The organism is Pseudomonas syringae group sp. J309-1, from assembly GCF_032582135.1.
GTDB classification, from domain to species: Bacteria; Pseudomonadota; Gammaproteobacteria; order Pseudomonadales; family Pseudomonadaceae; genus Aquipseudomonas; species Aquipseudomonas quasicaspiana.
The window spans coordinates 38,435-58,527 of the sequence record NZ_JAWHNU010000005.1 but is presented as its reverse complement, the minus strand read 5'-3'; the positions used below and the strand labels follow the sequence as shown (position 1 = coordinate 58,527).

At 49.9% G+C, this 20,093-nt stretch carries 10 protein-coding genes and 1 pseudogene; 6 read left to right on the top strand and 5 right to left on the bottom strand.

Annotated elements, in window-relative coordinates:
- Positions 1 to 431: 431 nt before the first annotated feature.
- The 4 genes from RX972_RS04150 to RX972_RS04135 are packed head-to-tail and all read left to right on the top strand — an operon-like array spanning position 432 to position 6,205.
- Complete coding sequence (locus RX972_RS04150; RefSeq protein ID WP_316872662.1) at positions 432 to 1,304, top strand: hypothetical protein; 873 nt, start codon at positions 432 to 434, stop codon at positions 1,302 to 1,304.
- Complete coding sequence (locus tag RX972_RS04145; protein ID WP_316872661.1) at positions 1,304 to 4,255, top strand: hypothetical protein; 2,952 nt, start codon at positions 1,304 to 1,306, stop codon at positions 4,253 to 4,255. The genes RX972_RS04150 and RX972_RS04145 overlap by 1 nt, the downstream gene beginning before the upstream one ends.
- Positions 4,252 to 5,658 (top strand): hypothetical protein, encoded by a 1,407-nt coding sequence (locus RX972_RS04140; RefSeq protein WP_316872659.1) that lies wholly within the window; start codon positions 4,252 to 4,254, stop codon positions 5,656 to 5,658. The genes RX972_RS04145 and RX972_RS04140 overlap by 4 nt, the downstream gene beginning before the upstream one ends.
- Positions 5,642 to 6,205, top strand: coding sequence for a condensin complex protein MksE (locus RX972_RS04135; protein ID WP_316872657.1), 564 nt, complete (start codon positions 5,642 to 5,644; stop codon positions 6,203 to 6,205). The genes RX972_RS04140 and RX972_RS04135 overlap by 17 nt, the downstream gene beginning before the upstream one ends.
- 234 nt (positions 6,206 to 6,439) lie before the next feature.
- Here the strand turns inward: RX972_RS04135 and RX972_RS04130 are convergent, their stop codons facing one another.
- Genes RX972_RS04130 through RX972_RS04115 form a run of 4 tightly spaced genes read right to left on the bottom strand, consistent with a single transcriptional unit; the run spans position 6,440 to position 12,461 of the window.
- Complete coding sequence (locus RX972_RS04130; RefSeq protein WP_316872654.1) at positions 6,440 to 9,634, bottom strand: AAA family ATPase; 3,195 nt, start codon at positions 9,632 to 9,634, stop codon at positions 6,440 to 6,442.
- Positions 9,615 to 10,166, bottom strand: coding sequence for an ABC-three component system middle component 1 (locus RX972_RS04125; RefSeq protein ID WP_316872651.1), 552 nt, complete (start codon positions 10,164 to 10,166; stop codon positions 9,615 to 9,617). The genes RX972_RS04130 and RX972_RS04125 overlap by 20 nt, the downstream gene beginning before the upstream one ends.
- Positions 10,138 to 11,412, bottom strand: a complete 1,275-nt coding sequence (locus RX972_RS04120; protein WP_316872650.1) for an ABC-three component system protein — start codon at positions 11,410 to 11,412, stop codon at positions 10,138 to 10,140. Before RX972_RS04120 ends, RX972_RS04125 begins: the two co-directional genes overlap by 29 nt.
- Complete coding sequence (locus RX972_RS04115) at positions 11,412 to 12,461, bottom strand: ComEC/Rec2 family competence protein (RefSeq protein WP_316872649.1); 1,050 nt, start codon at positions 12,459 to 12,461, stop codon at positions 11,412 to 11,414. Before RX972_RS04115 ends, RX972_RS04120 begins: the two co-directional genes overlap by 1 nt.
- A 602-nt stretch (positions 12,462 to 13,063) precedes the next feature.
- Here RX972_RS04115 and RX972_RS04110 point away from each other — a divergent pair.
- Positions 13,064 to 16,807: a hypothetical protein gene (locus tag RX972_RS04110; RefSeq protein WP_316872648.1), complete on the top strand. Its 3,744-nt coding sequence runs from the start codon at positions 13,064 to 13,066 to the stop codon at positions 16,805 to 16,807.
- A 417-nt stretch (positions 16,808 to 17,224) separates the two neighbouring features.
- Here RX972_RS04110 and RX972_RS04105 read toward each other — a convergent pair.
- Positions 17,225 to 17,704: pseudogene (locus RX972_RS04105) on the bottom strand (integrase arm-type DNA-binding domain-containing protein); the annotation flags it as partial.
- 942 nt (positions 17,705 to 18,646) lie between these two features.
- On the opposite strand from RX972_RS04105, the gene RX972_RS04100 reads away from it, so the two are divergent.
- Entirely contained in the window at positions 18,647 to 20,083 is a 1,437-nt protein-coding gene (locus RX972_RS04100) for a hypothetical protein (protein ID WP_316872647.1), read from the top strand.
- Positions 20,084 to 20,093 lie beyond the last annotated feature (10 nt).

The following is a 20,093-nucleotide window of genomic DNA, read 5'->3' as shown; positions in this document are numbered from 1 at the left end:
GGGCCGATTGCTGCCTGTGGTCAACAGCTGAAGGCAGTCTGAGGATGCCGTCAACGGTCCAGTTGCAGCAGCAATTTCTAGGCAGTCACCCAACGGTATTGTTTGGATACTTTTACCCGCGAAGGCGTTAAACGAGACGGCTATCCATGGTGGAAAAGTAGTGCAGGCGATTTTCCATGGAGGGGGAGTGATTTCAATATGCCTTTATGGTGGTGGTCCGAATGGAATTTCTAAGGAGGAGTGGGTTGATGGTAAAGGAATACGCTGAGTATGAAGTCCAACGGGCATTGCATCAGGTGTGTTCTGCGAATACCCCAAAGGATGCGTTGGAATGCTTTCAGAGAGATCGAGCTGCTCGGTGACTAGCGCATCATGTATGCGGCAGCTCAATCGGGTGGGCCGTTTAGCTCGGTAACCGCGACGAGCAGTATATGCTTCAGCCAAGAAACCTTATGGTTTCACTTGTTTCGCAGAGCGCAAGGGATGCAATGTCGAGGATCTACACCTATCTGAACTCAATCAGCTCTGGTCAGCCGATCAACTTTGAGGCTTTTGCTAAGGAGTTGAAGAAGCATGGCAAGGGTGCTGGCTATCTGTTCGATACGTTTTCAACGTCGAAAATTGGAAAGAGCAGCTATCAGGTGGCTGTCTTACGTGAGGATCGCTTTGCGGAGCTGATTCGTGAACACGCTCCATCAGAAATTACGGGCCGTATTGGTGCTGCTTTCGACGGAAGTAGCCACGCAGCAGCAGTAAGCGGCTCGCTTTTGATAACACGAAGCGTGGTCCATCCTCATCCAAGCGTGGTTCTTCTGAGCAAGCATGGATGGGAAGCACCTAACACTCTCCGACCAGCGGCGTTGCTGGTGGAAAATCTCGAGAACTTCCTAGCGCTCAAACAGACCGTCGACATCCTGGCCGACTGTGGCGTAGCTGAGCAAAGTGAAAGTTTCGACGTCATTTTCAGCGCCGGTAATCAGATCACCAACAGACTGAACATGCCATTTCTCATCCAATACCAGAGGTTGTACTGCCTTTTTGATGTCGACTTAGGTGGGCTGACAATGTATCGAACTCTTCTCAGAGGGTTGCCAGACGGGCACCGGGTAGTGTTTGTGTACCCTTATGATATCGCCGACCGGTTAAGCGCTTCCAAATACTCACTAAATGAGCAAACGAGACAGGATCTCCTTGAGTTTGTTGGTCTATCCAAGGAAACCAATGAACTGATCGGACTTATGCGAGACAGCCAAAAAGCGCTAGAGCAAGAAACCTATTTGATGTCGACAAGGACAAGGGACTGATGATGTTGAGCGACTCCTACGCGTTCCAGGACGTATACAAATTCCACAGGCTGATTTTTGTTAACAGTGCTGCCTATGCCTACACCGTAATCCGCGTGGACAAGCACACCGCTTTGTGTGGCCAGAACAACCTCGGAAAGACCTCGATGCTGAATGCATTGAAGCTTTTTTTGCTGCCACACGAGAACTTCAAGAGCTGCAATAAGAAATTCGCCTTCAAGGGGCCGGCCGGGACGTACTACTCGACTGATGCTAGCTACAGCTACTACTTCCCGGAAAACCACTCCTTCATCATCCTCGAAGCGGAGAACATGCACGGCCCGTTCTGCCTGGTCCTGCACCGCGGGAATCGACCATTCTCATACGGCCGTATGGCAGTACCTTGCAAGTATGCCGATATCCAGCACATGTTTTGGGACCTTGAGTCGCCCATCAATGGAGGCATGGGGGCTCCGATAGAAGGCATCTCACTTTCTGGTGTGCTTTCGGATCTCCGAGCTCGGGGCGGGGAAGCAATGAACGACAGTGCTATCATTCGCCAGCGGCTCTTCGGTGAACAGGCTCTTAATCGTGAGGAGGGCCGATTCTGCTTGCTGCCTCTTAGGAATGGCGGTACCGCACGCGAGATCGACGCGTGGAAGATGCTAATCCACCTGGCCTTCGACATTGGGGCGAAGGACAACCGCACTCTGCCGGATACTATCGCCACGATCATCGAAGGGGATAAGGACCGAAAGAATGCAGAGCTGAGTGTCAGCCTGAGCGAGATCCTCGATGACTATGAGAACCTGAAAAAAGAAGGCGATCGCCTGGCGGACATAGAAAGCGCGCGGAGGTCTTGGGAGGGCTTTGATAGCCAGTTCCAACTGTTTGAGACGAAATCCGAACTGATCGTTCAGAGTATCGTCGATGTTGAGCATGCCTTGGCTGAAAGGCAGTCCAGCATTCTTGATGATGTTAAGGCAGCATCCGAGAGATATCAGGCTCTTGATGTGGCTCACTCAGCTAAGAGACAGCACCACGGTCTGGTCAAGGCTGAGTATCTGAAGCTGGCTGGAGCACTGAGTCTCCGGCATAAGGATTTGGACGGTGTCCAAAAGCAGCTATTCAGGGTCAGCGAGATTCTTCGGCGTTACCCTGGCACAACAGAGCATGAGGTCCGCGAGCTCTTATCCGATCTCTCCGCAGAGTTGACCGCAGAGATCGAGACCCTGACAAACAAGGTTCAGAGCGCTGAGCAACTAGCCCAGGCGATCAGGAATAAGAACAGTCTTTCCCACCAGCGCGACCAACTCCGAAAAATTCTTGATGAACATGTGGAAACTGTTCTCGAGCAGGTCGATCGTCACAGTGCGTCGGTGCTGAGTAGCTTGAACTCGACGCTGTTCACCAAGCTGACTCCTCGACTCAACTCTGACCAGAAGCAAGCCATCAAAGAGTTTGGCTGTCTATTCCAGGAGCGAGGTTCGTTCATCAGCTTCCTGAGCCAGGAGACCTCATTTGGTTTCATGTCTTTCGACCCGACCAGAGCAAGGAAGCAGCACGAGCAAGACCTGATCAAACTGGATGACGATATCAAGGACTGTGATGACCTCATTCGGCGTCTAAACGATGACAGCAAGTTGACTGCTGAGCAGGCCAAGGATAAAGCCAAGAAGCTGACCCGCGAGCGGATTGAAACTGATGAAGAGGTTCAACTACTCAGTCGGCATGGCTACATGCGCGAGCAGCAGAAAGCATTGGAACTTGAGGTGGGGGAACAGACGGTAGAGTTGGCCAAGCTACATGAGAGTGTGGCGGATGCCGCCGGCGAGTTGGAGGACCTAGCGGTACAGGTTGAGCACGCAAAAGAAGTGCTCGGCAGGGTCAGGAAGGAAAACGAAGATCTGCGCAATTACCTTGAGCAGATCCGGAACGTAGCTGAGATCACTTTAGGATTCCTTTCGATCCGCGAAATGAAGCTGAAAGCTCGCGATACTTTCTTTCACCCTAGCCAGATCAAGGAGATTTCCCAGTTCGCTTCTGAGGTAGCCAAGAGCAGAGAAGCTCTGCAAGTGGCCTTGGATGAACTGCTGAAACGTAACTTGCTGGGCGAAGAGGGCAGAGACTTTGGCTACCATGCTTTCCATGACTTGAGTCGGATGCGTAGCTGTCGGAGAGCTTTCGCGGCGATGTTTGGCACCTTGGAAGGCGAGCAGCAGACCTACCAGGCCAAGGTCACCGCGCATAACTCGAATACCTCTATTCAAATCGACGAAATCAAACACGCCAGAAGGATGATCAAGGAGTTCGAGAAAGAGGTAGACGACCAGCTCTCGGAGTTCAGTGTGTCTGACCTCGAGGCGATCGAGATTTACTGCGTATTGAATCCCCATTTCGAAGAGCTGTTGGTCGATATTGATTCCATAAACCTCATGACAACCGGGCTCCACGAGAAGCGCTTGTATGAACGGTTACGAGCTTTCTGTACCGAGTTCTTTGTTAACGGTGGCCGTCGGGGGACCACCCTGGATATGAGCCTACTGATTGATCGGGTTGGATATCGGTACCGCAAGCGTGGGCATGACAAGTACACCGAAGAGGATCAATCCAACGGTACTACGGCAATGATTAACTGCCGCCTTCTATCGATTCTTCTGCGTAGGCTGCTGGTTGCGAATACACAGATCTGTTTGCCATTGGTAATGGATGAGCTGTCGAATCTGAGCCACTTGAATCTGAAGGCTGCGCGTGGCATCGCTGAGTCAGAAGGGTTCGTGCTGTTCGGGGCAACGCCGGAGCCGACGTCTACTATCGCGAAAGTAATCGAAAACTACATCGACCTTTCGCATTTTCTCGCCACCGACAGGGCATACAGCCACTTACGTCGAGTGATCTACACAGGTGAAAGCGAGTCGCTGAGAACAAAGAAAGATCCCGCCGACGCTGTTGCGGAGATCACTGCCGGATGATCGTTGCAGCAGACAAAACGGTCATGCTCATGATCGAGCATAAGCACATTTTTCTTGATCTTATCGACATCATGGATGAAGGCTCGGCTGGCGAAGAAGTGTCAACTCGCCTGTACGAGTCCAAAGTGATGAAGTTGCTTGATTCGCTGGGAGACAGTAAGTCCGATCGGCAAAAAATTGAAGCGGCCTTCGACGTGCGTAACCTCGTCCGGGCAAGCCTGATATTGCACCATGACACCAAGCGAGGAGTCATTGCCTTCGCCCCGTTTTTGATCGAGTTATTTCGCCACTTTGATAGATCGCGTCTTCGGCAGCTGAGTAGCTCCGATCTTGAGGCGCTGTGCGACAGCTTCAATGATAGTCTTAAAAAGCTTCGCGATTTGACAGTGATTGAGCCGGGGAACGACACGTTCGAGGATGAGCTTAAGCTCCTCCGGGAACGCATCCGCTACGCTCAAGGGAAGATCAAGGAGAACGTGGACAGTCTTCAGGGGCAGACTCTTCGCCTGGCGGAGATCGTCGAAGTGATGAGCCTTGAGAACCTCGACGAGGTGAAGCAGGCTCGCGGTGCTTTGCAGGCGATCACCCGAATCTACGGCAGGCATGTTCTCCCCACATTGCAGTTCCTCAACGAGAGGGAACCTCTGAAGAAAGGCCTGCCGGCACTCACTGCCTTGCTGCGGATATCCGAGATGTTCCGCGATGCCAAGTTGCCAAAATTGGGTCAGCAGGTTCTCTATGCAGTGGCATCCATTCGCTCCTATCGCTACGACGTGGAAGTCATCAGCAAGTCTCTGCAGCGCTACGTGCATCAGAATGAACGTCAGCGTCGTGAGTACGACCAGGTTGAGAGTGTTTTCAACGATCTACTAGTTGCCTGTCGGGAGCTCCATGACGGGAAACTAAGGGGCAACCTCATCCCTAAAGATCATGAGGTACTGGAGCGTTTCTCTACCTTCAAAGGCATGAAGAGGCAGAGAGCCGATAGCAAGATTGAATGGCATAACGTAGATCATTGGCTTCACCTTCAGGAGCATCTGCGGAGTAGCCTGGATTCACTCAAAAATACCCGAGTAACAACAACGTCTGTTGATCCGGTTGGAGAGGACGTGCTCAAAGCCAGGCGTGCTTCAGACGTGCGCCGAAAACTAATTGGAAGGCTGATAGATGAGTGGCCTGTTCAGGTCGGGCCTGACGCCCATGCGTCGATTCACGCACATCTGGCCCAGCAGATCAGCGACTACGAAATTGCTGACCTAGTGGAAGGCGTGTCTTGGCTAAAGCACCGAGAGGACATTGTGCTAACCCCCCGATTCCAGTTAGGGGTGATTGAGGACGACAGGCAGAAGTTGACCTATTACAAACTGAGGATCGAGGAGCAGGGCAGTGAGACAACAGCTTAGCCAAGCCATCTACAAAGAGTTGATGTCGGGGAAGGTGATCAACAAAGACACCTACGAGAATGGTGAAATAAAACCCAACCCGCTCTTCGAAGAGATGCTCAATAACTACGATCAGAGCTACAAGCCCTTGTACTTGAACATCGGGTTTGAGTTGATGATGCGGAATGGCTTTATCTACATCCGTTCAGTCGAGCGCGATGAGGAGTACAGCGAGGTGGTCAGGAAAATACAGGTTCTGCTGCTGATCCTTGCTCGTGGACTGCATGAACAGGGGTACCAACTTGATATTCTGCGCGACGGGGAAGCTGGTGTGTCTGATGGGATCATGGAGGAGATCGGGAAGGGAGAAGACAAACAAGATGTCATGTCTGCCAGCAACATGAAAGGGGAGGCTCTTGCATCTGCAGTTAGAAAAAATCTCGAGCAGCGTGGGATCGCCTACAGGAACGCAAAAGGCAATCTGGTACTGACTCATGCTGGATTAGCGTTCTTTGACGACGTATTTAAGTACAGTAATGCTGAACCAGGTGCAGTTATGGTGGCTTGAGTTTCCGGCTTTATCAATTGGTAGATGTTTTCTTTACCCTCCATCACATCCTCGACATAGATTGTTGGCGCCTACGCCGAATTGCCCCAGTTGCTGAGATTTCACTGACCCAGTCTGACTCCTCGCGAATCCTTGTCTGTGCTGGATTTTTGAAGGTTTGGAGATGGGGCAGTCTTGCCTCGGCACGTGGGTCAATTCAGCGTCGGCGTGAACACCCCTGGTATCAAGCCGGAGCTATTCGTCGTGAGTGCCATCATCTGTTATAGCGGATCTTGGCAATCCTGCAACGAAATCACGGGCGCTCTGCATCTGACTGACGACACCAAAGCTTTCGAGCTGCAGGAACTTGGAGCCAAATACTTCGGTTGGGATTTTCAATTTAAGCAAATCAAAGAAGTTTTCGTCGTGAGTTGAGATTATAATTTGCTTGTCGAAACGTAGCGAAATATTTCTAAGTAGATCGATTACCGCGAGCACGTTAATTGAATCCATCGATTGAATAGGATCATCAATCAGAATGGCGTCAAGCGAATTGCCCTTGTCGTCTTTGGCGTGCAGAGCGTTGGCCAGAAAAACGCTGAGGCTTAGAATATTGAGTTGTGCGGCACTGAAATACAGTATTGGCGAGATCACACCACCGAAATCATCCTTTATCACGATATTGAGCCCTGGCTGAGCACTATCGAAATCGGGAATAAAATCAACTTCTTTGAAAGAGGGGTGAGGGTCAATTTTACTGTATATGGCGTTGATAAGATCAGAAAAAAAGAAAGATCCGATACGTTCCCGAAGTTCCGCGAAGACCAGTTCACGATCAGCTGACAGTTTCGAATCGACTAGCTGGTGTTCTAGGATTTTTTTATCAATCTCAGCAAGCCTTTCACGCAATACCAGGCTTTCCAGATAAGGTTTAAATGCTGCTAACTGGACTGTCAGTAGCTCAAGTCTGTCGATCTTCGTCCCTAAATAAGCGGATTGTTTAGCCGCGGCTTGAATTGCCATTTCAATTTTGGACTTGATGAAAGTTGGGTTAGGCTCAATATCTTCCCCTAACAGTCTGCTGAGGCTACCTAAGAAAGAGTCCACAACGAACGTTGCATCGCTGATAGTTCTGGACACATCAGCTTTCTGAGCGATTAGCAACTGGAAATCAATCCAGTTCCCGTCTTCGAGCATGGTCTTGTGTAGCTCATGACATTGCGCAGACAAAGCCTCCATTTGAGTTGAGCTCTCATGGGCAGAGCGTTCGAGATTGGCCCGTTTCTGGAAGCAATGTCCCTGAAGGTGAACGAAGTCCCGTACCGCCTCTTTCGATGCAAACGCTACAATTGTCTTGTTTTGTTCCTTTGCGGTGATGCCCGCCAAAAGTAGGTGCAGCGCTTCTATACGATTACTGATTTTAACCATCTGAGCCTGCACATCAGTAAGACGTTTATTGGCCAGACTAAGCTGCTCTCGTTGTGAAGTGCTCGTATGAGAAAGACTGGCTAACTCCGCATCGATACGCGTGTGTAATTCGTTGGAGTCTAAGCTCCAAACTCTGAGCTGCAGTGCTGCAATATTTTGTTCGGTGGTACTGATTATTGTGGCAAGTGAATGGCATTCCTGTTCAACGGAATGGATTCGTGAGGATAGCTGGTTAAGTTGAGTTTTTATACCAATAATTTTCTTGTCAAGTCGATCCTTGGCTTCGGTCAAAGCTGAATCGACGAGGTATTTAAGTGAGATTATACGCGCTGCGATCTGCTCTAACTGAATCGCATTCTGCCTTTCCGCTTCAGTCAGGAGATCATTATTCCTGATCGCAGATGTGAGGGCGTCTGAAGAGGGGTGATTTGCTCGGCATAAAGGACAGTTATCGCTAGGCCAGCTAGTGAGGTAAGTCAGACCATGCGAAACCAACAGTTCTATTGCTTGCTTCTGCCGTGTAAGCGCCGACTGAGTGGTTCTGATTGCAAAATCGTGCTTCTGCAGTAACTCCAGTTCCTGCTGAGCAGAATAAACTTCTTGAATGCGGGAGGGCGGTAGCTCAAAAAGAATGCCGTCCGGCCCTTTTAACGATTCTGAAGTGACGGGAAGCGCCGACAATTTATTCAGATTTAATGTAATACGCTCCCGCTCTCCTTTGTCTATCTTAATGGAATCATGTTTTTTCTGGAGTTGAGATTTCAGCGCCAGCAAACCATCCTTATGCATTGAAATTTCTGAATAAATCGCTGAACTACCAGCTATCATTGAACGCAGGGCTAATGCACGCTGATCAGTCGCAGTCAGAGCATCTTGGCACTGTTTAACACTAGACTGGGCTGCATTTAAACTTAAAGAAATATCGGCCTTCTCATTAATTAATGCTTCTCGCTCACTAGTCGCCTTTTTTGACTCCGATTCGTCGGTGAGAAAGCCAGGAATGAACTTTTCAATAGCGTCCAGCTCTGTCAACTGCGCAGTGTATTGTTGCCAATCTTTCTGGGTTTTATCATAGGCGGCAGAAAGAGCCTGATAATGCTGAGAATCAGTAGCGCCCTTGGTCAGAAAGGTAAACCTGGAGCTTTGCTCAGTAATTACATCTAGATTGAGCTGAAACTCTTCCAGGCGGGATGCTTGCTCTAATAATGACCTTTCCCTTTGTCGCTCTACCGCACAGCTGGACGACAAAGCGTGTTTGCGTTCAATGATCGAGCTAACGAGCTTGTATTCCGCGCTTGAGTCGAAAGCTTCAGTGACAAGCGAGATCGATTCACCCTCATGGTTCAAACTTTCCGCTAAAGAATTGAACTTCTCAAAGATCGTTGGGTCGACTTGAGCTTTAAGGCGTTTTTTGACATCCGATTTCTGCTTTCGAAGACTGTCCAAGGTCATCTTGTTTTCGGTGAGAATCGCCGTGATCTCCGTGCGCAGCGCCTCGGCCTCGCCACCGAAATGCTGCATAAAGAGCTGATATCGCTCTTGCGGCTTTGCCTCTCTCAGAAAACGATCAATAGCATCTTGCGAGAGAATGATTTTCTCAAAACCCTTCCCTTCTTTTCCATTTTTATTCTTGGTTGGTCCCAGATTCAGATCCATGGAGTTGGATCTCAATTTCGGAAGCGACCTTGGAAAATCCCCACGCGTGGTGATTACCTCCACCCGAGTGATAATATGATCTGGCACATCCTTATTGCGGAGGATTTTCAACGGAACTTGATCTTGCTTGGTCCCCCGGGCGGCACTATGATTATTTTTCTTATTATGCTCTGCTGTGTATCTTTCCAAGTTTGCTGTAAATGCCCATTCCACTGCATCGTAAAAAGAGCTTTTCCCAAATCCATTGGGGGCATACAGCGCGACAAAATTTGAGGGAGTGTCGTCATCGAGGGTAAAGTCGAAAATTCCATCCTTTCTGAATTTATAGGCACGAAAGCCTTCAATTTCAACTTTCTTTATTTTCATTTTGCTTATAGTACTCGACTAGTTTACTCAAGATCTCGCCTCTTTTATCCTTCGACTTGCTTGTCGAGTCAATAGGCGCATTTTTGATCAGCGGCGCGATGGCAAGTTTGATGTTTGAAATTGGAGATGGGGTGCTTTTCCGCAATTCGAGATCTGCGCCAAGCAACTCTATATTGACTTTGGTCTCGACTTCCTCAGTGGTTAGCTGTTTTCCTAGCCCATCTAGGACTATTTTCCTCGCAGCGTAACGATCATTCTCAATGACATATTTGTCTCGAATATCTACCAAATCTGGGCACAGCATTACCAGATATATGTTCCACTTAGAGAAGCGGGCTTCAGGCTTGAACCTAACAGAAATTATGCTCTGGAGCGCCTTCCACTTCGCAACCAGTTCCTGAGGGGAGTCAAACCAGCAGACTATGCAATTTATGAAGCTCAGTTCATCAGCGGAAAACAGCTCGAATCTCAAACCCTCAAATTCAGAGGTTAAAAAATCGAGATCATGATCCTTCTTTGATAGCGCGATCATAATACTCCTTGAATATCGCCAGCTGTTGGCCGGACGAAGACCTTCCATATTCTCGGTGATTGTCCAGCACGAGTTTATTACGCAAACCTTTCAGATGCGCGAAAGAATAAGTTTTTACAATGTCGCCGTGGGCGCTGTCGATTCGAGTCATCGCTCTGAAATTCGGTGAAGAAGCAATATCATCGAGTACGTCCTGGATATCTTCGGCACCAGGCAAATCCGCGGCGTTTTCCTGTGGGCTATTTACGAGAATAGCACCGTTGGCATCCAGCATTTCTCTGGCGGACTTAATTAGATCTGATAATTTCCACAACCAATTGTCATCGCTACAGGAGTACATGAAGCGGCGCCTACGATCCAGCGATTCTAGATAAGTCTCATCGATCACGTCAACAGCATCAAGTATTGAACAAACTACCGCGAACTCCAGGTAAGCGACCCAAAGATCTCTATCCAATACTGTCGAATCAGGCTCTTTATCACCTAGCAGCAACTCTCGTTTATACCGTACCATCAAGTCATGAGGCGCTGGCATATTCTGCTCTATTAACCACTCGGCCAGTTGACCAAGTTTCAGCCTCAGCTTCTCAACGTTCCCCGGGTTTGCAGCGTTAAAGTGAAAAATATCGCTCTTTAAATTAGAGAAGCATCGCATGTAAAAAGGAGCCATCTTCGCTAGCTGATTGGCTTCTATAATCTGATCGAAACACTCCATGGAATGGCATCGAATTCGACCGTAACGCGCGTCGGCATCTTCGTCATCCATCCGGGCTTCTATCCCCCACAGAAATGGATGGCCTCCTCGGAAGCAGTAGACACCACCGCCTGACATACCTTCGATGAATTCCTGGCTCGGGCTGTTGTCCAAATTGCAGACAATAAGCTGATGAGCTTGATCGTTAGATGTACCTGTATAAATCTTGTACGGCCTATCCGAGCCAACGTTCGACCTAGGATAGCCTACGTACGAGATCCTAGATCCGGCGTCTAGCTCTCCTCGCCATATATGTTGTGAAATATCAGGCTGATACTCGACTTTTATAATCGAACAGTCATAGTCTGGATGACGATAGGGAACACCAATAATGTTTAATTCCTGACCGTTGCGATTTACAACAATTGGATCACCGATAACGTGGTGTGCTGTCAGGACATAACTGAAAGCTGGTGACAGGGCGCTCACTAGCACTCCGCTACCGCTATTAACCTTTACTGCATACGAAATAATCGACTCATCAGTAGTCATTAAAAAATAAACTCTTGATTGAGTCCCACTAGACGCCCAAGATAGGAGTTTTTTTCTTCGGGCAGGTGCAGTTCTCTAATGATTTTTTCGTAATTGAAATATATTGTCGCATTGGTTGCTGCTAGAATCCTGGCGACAGCTCTCTTATTTGGGAGTCCGTGGATCGCACCGTTAGTAGAGATGATGAATCGAGTACTCTCTATCAACTCTAGAAAAACTCGGCTTGTATTGTACTGGCTCCCGTGATGTGAAACCTTGACTAGGTCTACGGGTAGTTTGCATTCGGGGCTGTAGCCTAAAGCGTGTAACTCCGAAACCACCACTCCATCATGAGCGTCGCCCAGAAAAAGCATAGTAGCGTCGTCGGCTCTAAGAATGAATGCGATGGAACTTCCATTGGCGATAGACGTGTCCGACTCAAATGAATCTTTTGCCAGTATCTCTTCGAAACTCAATTGGTAGTCGGTCGCAACGGATGTCTCAGCTGGGCTCTTTTCCTCCGGCCAGATGCACAGAAGTCTCTTAAGGGCAGCCTCATCAGGAGAAAGCACATCGAAAGTGAAAGGGCCGCTTTTGATCGTCTGACCAGCCCGAATCAATGGTGCACGCTTGCAACCAACTTCCTTCAACACGGCCTCAAGCGACTTGCCTTGCTGCACACTGGTATCAGGCGAGTTCATGCCTAGGCGAACATTGTTCGCGGGGATATCTGGTGTGTTGAAGTAGTCAGTGATCAGCTTTGAGGAATTGAACCATATGGATTTGACCATCTCGCTCAGATAACCCGGCGCCTTGAATGCTCTCAAGAATCCGCCAATATGATCGTCGTCAATATGGGTCAGGATAGCCAAATCAATGCATTGGCCCTTCGTTTTCAATTCGTCAAGAACGACGCAAAGGGCTCCCTTGTGCCTCGCTGGTGCTCCCCGCTTGAAAGTGGCCGAATTTCCACCATCGATCAGCAGGTTAAACACACCATCAGGACCTTCATGCGTGACGAGGATGCAGTCACCATGGTTGGCTTGCAGGACGCGTACCTTGATGCTCATTCAAACTCCCTGTATCGCCCAGCCCCACGGCGGAGGATCGATTATCAAAACGCCACTAACATAGCGCTTCGCGAGATATCTTCCAAGAGCTCTGATTTCAATGCGATCAAATGCGAGCGCTAGATCAGCGCATAGCACAGTTACACCAAAGACCTTATTCAGAGGCGTTGAGCAGCTACAGCCACTCACAACGATGAGCTTGAGCAGATGGGGAAGCTAGTGACACCAAGGGCGAGGATGGAGCAAAGCGCGTCCTAGATCATGCCAGAGCGGCTGATTTCTGAATGAAAAACCGATACATTGCCCCCCATGGCCTAGCAATTGGACAGTTCACAGCTAGCGGTTAGAGCCTTGGGGCATTTTTTGATGCCGCTCACAGGCTTTTGGGCTGCCGTACGGCCTTGCGCTGCCGTTTTTACCCTAGTCTTCAGTGGGGTTTAAGTAACCCTCCGTCTTTTCTTGCATCTTTTCGATACACGCTGAAAGATACTTGCTGTCTCATCCGTTTAAGCCTTAAGCGAACGGATTGAGTGGCTTCACTGCCTGATACGCGCTCACCTATCGAAGTGTGCGGTTCCAGATTATTGACTTGAGTAGCATTGATGAGTGTCCATAAGCTTGTTGAGGATCTGGAGAAAAAACTACAGTTCTATAATCAAAACCTGCCTCCTGATAACCCCCTCAGAGATGCTTCGTATCATCAAATACTAGCCAGTTTACTGTTTCGTGCCGACATCTACCCTTTGGCGCTCACCAGAGAGGTAGTGCGTGGATTGTTGGAGAGCAAACTGCCGTGGCCGACGTACGATGGCGGACATGAATCGCTGTCCATAAGCGTCTCGCTTGACGAGCTGCTGAAACTGCGAGTCATTACGTTCTCTGCGGGGCTATTAGAGATGGTCCGTCTGGTCAGCCCCGAAGAGGACATGCCTGACAAACTCAGGAGTCAACTCGAAGCACTAGCGTTCCTGGACCGAATCCGCCGGGGAGATGGTCTCGTTCAGCCGCATGTAAGGATCGTGCGGAGTAAGGAGGATGTTTCGCACCTACTTATGCTGGCTGACCATCTGGAGCCGATGGGGGACGGTATAAGCGTCTCGGTAACGATGGACGATATTGCCGGTGTTGGCAGAGCACTCTGGAAAGCGATGCGGGGCCGGCCAGGGGATTCCCAGTGTGTATTCTTTAACTGGATGGTCAAGATGGCCATTTCATCTGGGCACTCCTTTGTTTTTGACATCTTTCCTCGCGGTTGCCAAGAACAGGAGGAATTTCTTGACGTCATACTGGAATTTATCCTGGCGGATGATTCACTTCGGGATTCCTGGCAGGACTGTGCTATCGATGTCGCACTGGCAAGCAACAGGCTCGACATCCTTGTCTATGACGCTGGGCCTCCAATGTCGTTCACAGCAACACCGAAAGGTGATGTTGTTCCAGAGACGAAGGGGAATGTCGTTCGGGCGTACTGCAGCGAGCTTGATATCAGGCAATTGAACTGGATCCTGGACGATTTGGCACGTCGAGCGCCGGTCGATGAGCTGGATATGATGGATTGGTGGGTGGATGCGCAAAGAGGCAGATACTCGGACTATGGCTATCTTTTCCATATGGTTCTGGCCATAGTGAAAAACGAACGGTTATCGCATAGCTCACATTCGTCTTTTCTACGCACTCAGCAGCTTGTATCACTGATCGATCAGTCGCCCCGAATGGCGAGATACCTGCTGGTTGAGGTGAACCTCACCAAGTATTCCTGTTTCCTGCTGTCCGAGCTCGGCACAAGCCACCTAGGGTTTATTAAAGTCTACAAGGAAGCATCGCGCATCCTTCTGAACCTGTCCGATGCTGTCGATTATTCACACATCTGGAAGGGTGTGCTGATGGATCAGGCGTTACATATCTATTCTATCGTTCATTCATCTGGGGTGAGTGAATCCGCCCCAGAGGCTATTTGCAACATTCATGATTTGGTCGTGTGGTTGGTGGAAAAAGAATTCGTTCGATCACCCAGCCGCCACACTTTTTCGGGCTCGCTCGTTGAAAAGCTGAAAACGGTGCTGGAGGAAATGCCTTACGTTGATGACAACGGAGGTTTTCTCCTGGGGGACAGAGCCTCATCCACCGCAGCTATCGTGATGAAGCGCGGTCGTACTCGCAACTATCGTCTAGGCGAGACCCCTCTGGGCGAGTGGGTGTTTTTATCCTGGTGCCTGGAGGGGATGGCCCCCCCAACTTTTGTTCGCGACAAGGGGGCGCGGCAGAGGATTCAGGCTGCGGGAAACTACTTGATCCACGACTACCTCAAGGTACTTGAGGAAAAAACGGGGGAGAATGGTTCGGGCGGCGATGAACCTTTGGTATTTGATGAGCTGGGTTGGTGGTTGTTGAGCAAAACCAGTTCTCCTGGATTGTTCGGTCGATTTCTTCACGTGATGGAGACCTACGAGCCTGTTATAGCTGTAGAAGATTCTTCTGATCGTCGAAAACTGGTCGGTGCTGCCCGGATACACACCCGCGTGCTGTTGCAGATTTTAACCCGGGATAACGAAAAAGGCATTCGGGATCAGGCTACGGACGCACTGCTACTTCTGGTGGAACGTTTTGGCTTTGACCCCCAATGCCTTTCGGGGATGTTCTCCGTCTTTAACGAACAGTCCGAATACACCCCCGTCAGGCTTTGGTTGGCGGTTGCCCGTGCCGCGAATGACTTCGATGACGAGAAATTCAACCATCTCCTCCATATCCTGAAGGAAGAGCCCTGTGCATTGGGTTGCCTGCTCAGGCTGTATAGCGAAACGGTGTCGGAGCAGAGGAGAACACAGGTCCACGGCATACTGACTACTTGGCATATAAGGGATGAGGAGCTTTTCTGGACGCCTGAGATTCGTGCCATGTCCATCCTAGCGGCCAACAATGGTCTTCCCCAAATCGCTAAGTACTTAGCGGACTATGGGCTTGAGAACGCGCGCACGCAGCACAGGCAGAGCTTCAGGATATTGTCGGACTTGTTCAGGTTGAAAGAGATTTTCGACACTGTCGATCAAGTCGGTCAGGACAAGATCAACGCCCTTGCGAAGTGCAGGATTGAAGTTGATGAGCAGGCTGAAACTGAGAAGGATGCATTGCGCGTCAGGAAAAACGAGTTCGAGTACTTCAAGCGTTATCTCATCGCTCATGTTTTGATCGATGTGGACCCTGATAAGGCGGTGAGCGACTTTACGAGGCTTTATAAAGAGCGCCGACAACTCGAATACCTGATTGGGAAACTCAAGGCCAGCCTAGGTAATATCAAGTCAGCTGGAGGCGGTCGAAGATCAGAATTCCAGAGGCTGTATCAGGATTGGTACGCCGATTACAAAGCGTTAAAGTTTCCTGAACTGTCGGTTGTTGATCTTACGGTTGTGCTCGGCGTTTTGTCCGAGGCTGAGGATTCTTCGGCCTATCAGTACTACTGGAACCAGCTTCCTGATTTTCAACGGGCGTCACCCGAAATTGCCAAAGTGCATCGAGACTACCTGCAACGGTGCGCAGGGAGCCTGCCTGTTGGACAATACTTCGACTTTTTGAAGAGCATCCATGGCGATGCCCCAGGGCTGCTTGATGAGTCGACCATGAAAACCGGGCGAGAGCTGCTGGGTAGTTGGCTGGATATAGATGAACTGTCGACTGCCGTCGACGATGCGGTCAGCAGGAAATTGGCATTTTTACCGCGCTCGCCCAACGAGTGGAACACCGACGAGATTGCAGAGACCGTCCTTAGCGATGTCAGGCAGGTTTGCGAGAGTCTACTCAAGAGAAAGAACAACCTGAGACGTCGTAAGCACGGCGGAAAGCAAGTCATGCCGCTCGATGAAGAAAACATGATAAACGACTGGTTGGTTGAGATCTGGCATAGCAGGGTTAACCGTTACGAATGGAGCGTGACGGATCAGTCCCGAATGGGCGCTTCAGGATCCCGGGGTGGAGTAGGTGAGGTTGATGCCGTCTTATCAGGTCGTCATGGCACGCTTTCGATTCTTGAAGCATTTCGCTTGGGGAGGAAGAACACGGGCAGCGTCATCGAGCATCTGGACAAATTGGCGGGGTATAACACTGTCGGCGCCTCCGTGTTGTGCGTGGTGGTGTACTCGGTTGCTTCCAGGTTTGATGAGCTTTGCAATTGGTACGAAGAAAAAGTCGTTAAGCATCGCTACATAGGTTTCTCAGGAAAAAACAAAGTTCCCCTAGAGAGGGTCGCGCCTGAAGATAAGCCGCATTTGAAGATTTTGAAAGAGGTGAAGATGATTGATACGCGGAGCTCAGTCCATATCTACCATTTTCTCCTGGACCTGAAAAATGAGTAGCTCCACGTTGGCATTATCCCGCCTTGCTCTGGGGGGCGATGCTAGTGGGCAGCGGGAAACTGGTGTGATGTATTTACAAATAACGATCATGATTTTCGAGTCATCGCTTCAGTTGCTCGACCTACACTCCCCAATGTCCTCGCCATTTCGATACCAGCGAAAATGTCGAAGGTTGGCGTTGTACGTAGATAGGTAACGCTCAATAGAGACCTCTAGATCATTCACTCAGGTATGTATCTGGCACTTAATCCACTTCCTGCTCAGTATCGAAAAAAGTGTTCATTAGGTCGGAGAAGGCTAAGATTGGCTCAGTAAAAGTGTTTGGATTGCCTGTTGTCAATAGATAAAAGCAGTCTGAGGATGCCGCCAACGGTCGAGTTGCAGCAGCAATTTTTAGTCAGTACCCAACGGGTGTTGTTCGGAAACATTGTTCACCGCGGTACTGCCAAGTGCCGGGAATAGGCCCTTGTTAAAACGGCGCTGCGACTCGGCATTGCGGTCTTTGCACGCGACGCCATCCAACAGCCAGGCGCTGGCCAGATCCTGGACGGTCAGCGTTTGCACCTTCGTCGTTATTGCATGTTCTGCCTCTACTTTAGCTGGGTCGTATGCCTGTGCCTTGGCGGTTTTCTTTTGCTAGTTGGGATTGATCTGCACGTCGAGGAGCGCTCTGGCCTAGTTGCGGGCCTTGCGAATGCCCGTCAGGGTTTTGCGCCGCCAGGTTCCGCAGGAGTACTCTTTGTTCTGGTCGCCCCACCGATACCGATAGAAAAAGCTAACCGACACACCATCCTTGCGGACTGTGATTCGACCGGCCAGATTGCCGTCCTCCCTGAGGATTTTGCCGACATCGTTGGCGGTCAGCGACTCGAGTTCTTTGATGGTGATTTTGGCCATGAAACGGACACCCCCTACTTTTACCCCCACAAAAACGTCGGCTCTTGATGGACGTTACTGGACTCTCGTAGAGCAGAACATCCTTGGAGCTCAAGTAAATACTAGCTTATAAAAATCCAGAGTAAAATTTTGGAGTCTTTCAAGAAGTATGAAAAAGGAGATGGGGTGCAAGGGGTCGAGTGTTCGAATCACTCCGTCCCGACCATATAAATCAAAAGGTTGCGAGATGCTATCTCGCGACCCTTTTTTATTTCTGGCCGTTTTTACCCCCCACAAAACCACCGGCTCTGGGTGGAATCCTCACGGCTTCCGCGTGGGCGGGCGTAGGCTTTGACGCTCACGCGTGGTCTCTTTACCAATGCTGTTTGGTCTTTCTCTTCAGGTCCTAACGTTTTTGAGTGTTTAAGGCTATTTTCTAGCTGATTGAGAACTACATACAGGTCAACCATCAGCTTGTTTATCTCAGGTCGCTCGGGTCACCCTGCATACCCGGTAGTTAGGCTTGGGCGGCACTGGGATCGTATAGCCGCCGGGGGACTAGACTGCGTAGGTCGTAGTCCATCATAAACAATCTGGCTTCAAAGGCGTGGCAGCGGCCTACAAGTTGAGGCTGCTTGGCGAATAGTTCGGACCCTTCTAGTTCTGCGCGGATGATCCAACCTAGATGGGCCACCAGCCGAGTAAAAACTCTTGCTTTGACTAGCAGCCGGCTATTAGCCCGTCCGTTAGTCCGCAAACTACTCGTTCCTGCTTGCTATGGAGCAGTGGTGCAGTCATCATTTCGCCGCCTTGATGGCTATTTGACACGGCTGCACGTTACGGACGACGATTCTTCCTGAACTCACCCTCCTGAACGATAAAAACGGCAATTTATGCTGCGTAGCACGCTTGCGCATATGAATGTCATAAGTCATTGATTAATAAAGCGCATGGATGTCTTCAATGCATTTTTTCAAAAGATTCTTTGCTTTCATTGCTGCCCTTTTTTCGAGCCAGGAAACAGAGCATAGCGAACCGCTCATCCCGAAGATCGACCCTGAGAAGCTCAAAAAAAAGCTGGATATTCAAAAAATCGCTAGAGAACACGGCGCGAAAGGCATCCCGAGGAGCGGCGATACGCAATTAACCGCTGCCGAGCACGCCGTCCGTGCGGAGCTTGGCCGGATGCGAGAGCAAACGGTGAAGTATGGCGAGCAGCGTGTTAAGCAAATTCAGAATCGCCTGGACTCGATCGACATTACGCTGGATATGAACCGCGCCATCGAGTTAGGGAACGAGTTTGTTCGTACGTCCGATCATCACCTCACTCGTGAAGGCGGGCGTATGAAGGATTTCGCAGCTGACACAAAAACAAAATTTCAGATCCTCAGCGATTTTCGTAGCGAAAACCGTCTGCCCAGCATCCCTGCAAAATGCCCCACTGGTGGTAGCCAATTTTTCAAGCTGATGGTCGTGCTTGGCTGTTGCGTCCTAGAAGGCGCGCTAAATGCCACGTTCTTCGGCTCAGGACTGGAAGGTGGTTTGCTCAGCGGTTTTACGATGGCCTTCATGTTGTCGTTTTTCAACGTACTTGCGTGTTTTCTCGCAGGGCTTGGTTTCAGAAACAAGAACCACGTCAGGGTAACACGCCAGTTTTGGGGCTGGATCTCTTTCGCTTTGGCAGTAGCCGTCATGATTGGATTGGGGGTGTTGATCTCCTATTTCCGTTATGTGCTGACCGTGGATGAAGGCGGAAGTCAAAACGCCTTTCCTCTGGTCTGGCAAAGCTTTCTCGCAGGCATATTCCCCATTCAGGATTTCGAGTCGTTGATTCTGTTCTTCGGGACCATCGCGTTTGGCTGTATCGGCGTTTGGGAGGGATACAACTTCACGGATCGCTATCCCGGATATGCAGGAGTATGGAGTCAATATGCGGAAGCTCACCGCTGCTACATTGAGCTGATCGAAAGCTTGCGAGATAGGCTGGAAGTCGAGAAGGCGCAAGTGCTACTAAAAATCGATAGCGGTGTGCAGGCAGCTGAAAATTCGATCAAAGCTTTCAAGTTCAATATGAACCAGAAGTCGATCGTGAAAAAACAGGTATCCGAAACGCTGGTCATGGCTGATGAAACGCTGCAGAGCCTGACGCGCTATTACCAGAACGAAAACATGATGGCGCGTCCTACGGACGCTCCACCACCCGATTATTTCGACCATCCAGTGACATTTGGTCCCCTGGATATGCCGGATTTCAGTGTCCAAAAGGATGAGTTGCGACTGGGTGCACAGGAACAGCTTTTGCGCGAATTGGTCGCTGAGGTTGAGCCGATCCGGGCGAGAATCCAATCCTCGTTCAATCAGCAATACAACCAGCTTCAGCCGCTTCAGGACTTGGTATAAGGGGATTTGT

What these genes read in the sequence shown, in the direction of transcription:
- RX972_RS04150 (WP_316872662.1), top strand. Translation starts at nt 432, where the DNA reads ATGCTTCAGCCAAGAAACCTTATGGTTTCACTTGTTTCGCAGAGCGCA.
- RX972_RS04145 (WP_316872661.1), top strand. Translation starts at nt 1,304, where the DNA reads ATGATGTTGAGCGACTCCTACGCGTTCCAGGACGTATACAAATTCCAC.
- RX972_RS04140 (WP_316872659.1), top strand. Translation starts at nt 4,252, where the DNA reads ATGATCGTTGCAGCAGACAAAACGGTCATGCTCATGATCGAGCATAAG.
- RX972_RS04130 (WP_316872654.1), bottom strand. Translation starts at nt 9,634, where the DNA reads ATGAAAATAAAGAAAGTTGAAATTGAAGGCTTTCGTGCCTATAAATTC.
- RX972_RS04125 (WP_316872651.1), bottom strand. Translation starts at nt 10,166, where the DNA reads ATGATCGCGCTATCAAAGAAGGATCATGATCTCGATTTTTTAACCTCT.
- RX972_RS04120 (WP_316872650.1), bottom strand. Translation starts at nt 11,412, where the DNA reads ATGACTACTGATGAGTCGATTATTTCGTATGCAGTAAAGGTTAATAGC.
- RX972_RS04115 (WP_316872649.1), bottom strand. Translation starts at nt 12,461, where the DNA reads ATGAGCATCAAGGTACGCGTCCTGCAAGCCAACCATGGTGACTGCATC.
- RX972_RS04110 (WP_316872648.1), top strand. Translation starts at nt 13,064, where the DNA reads ATGAGTGTCCATAAGCTTGTTGAGGATCTGGAGAAAAAACTACAGTTC.
- RX972_RS04100 (WP_316872647.1), top strand. Translation starts at nt 18,647, where the DNA reads ATGCATTTTTTCAAAAGATTCTTTGCTTTCATTGCTGCCCTTTTTTCG.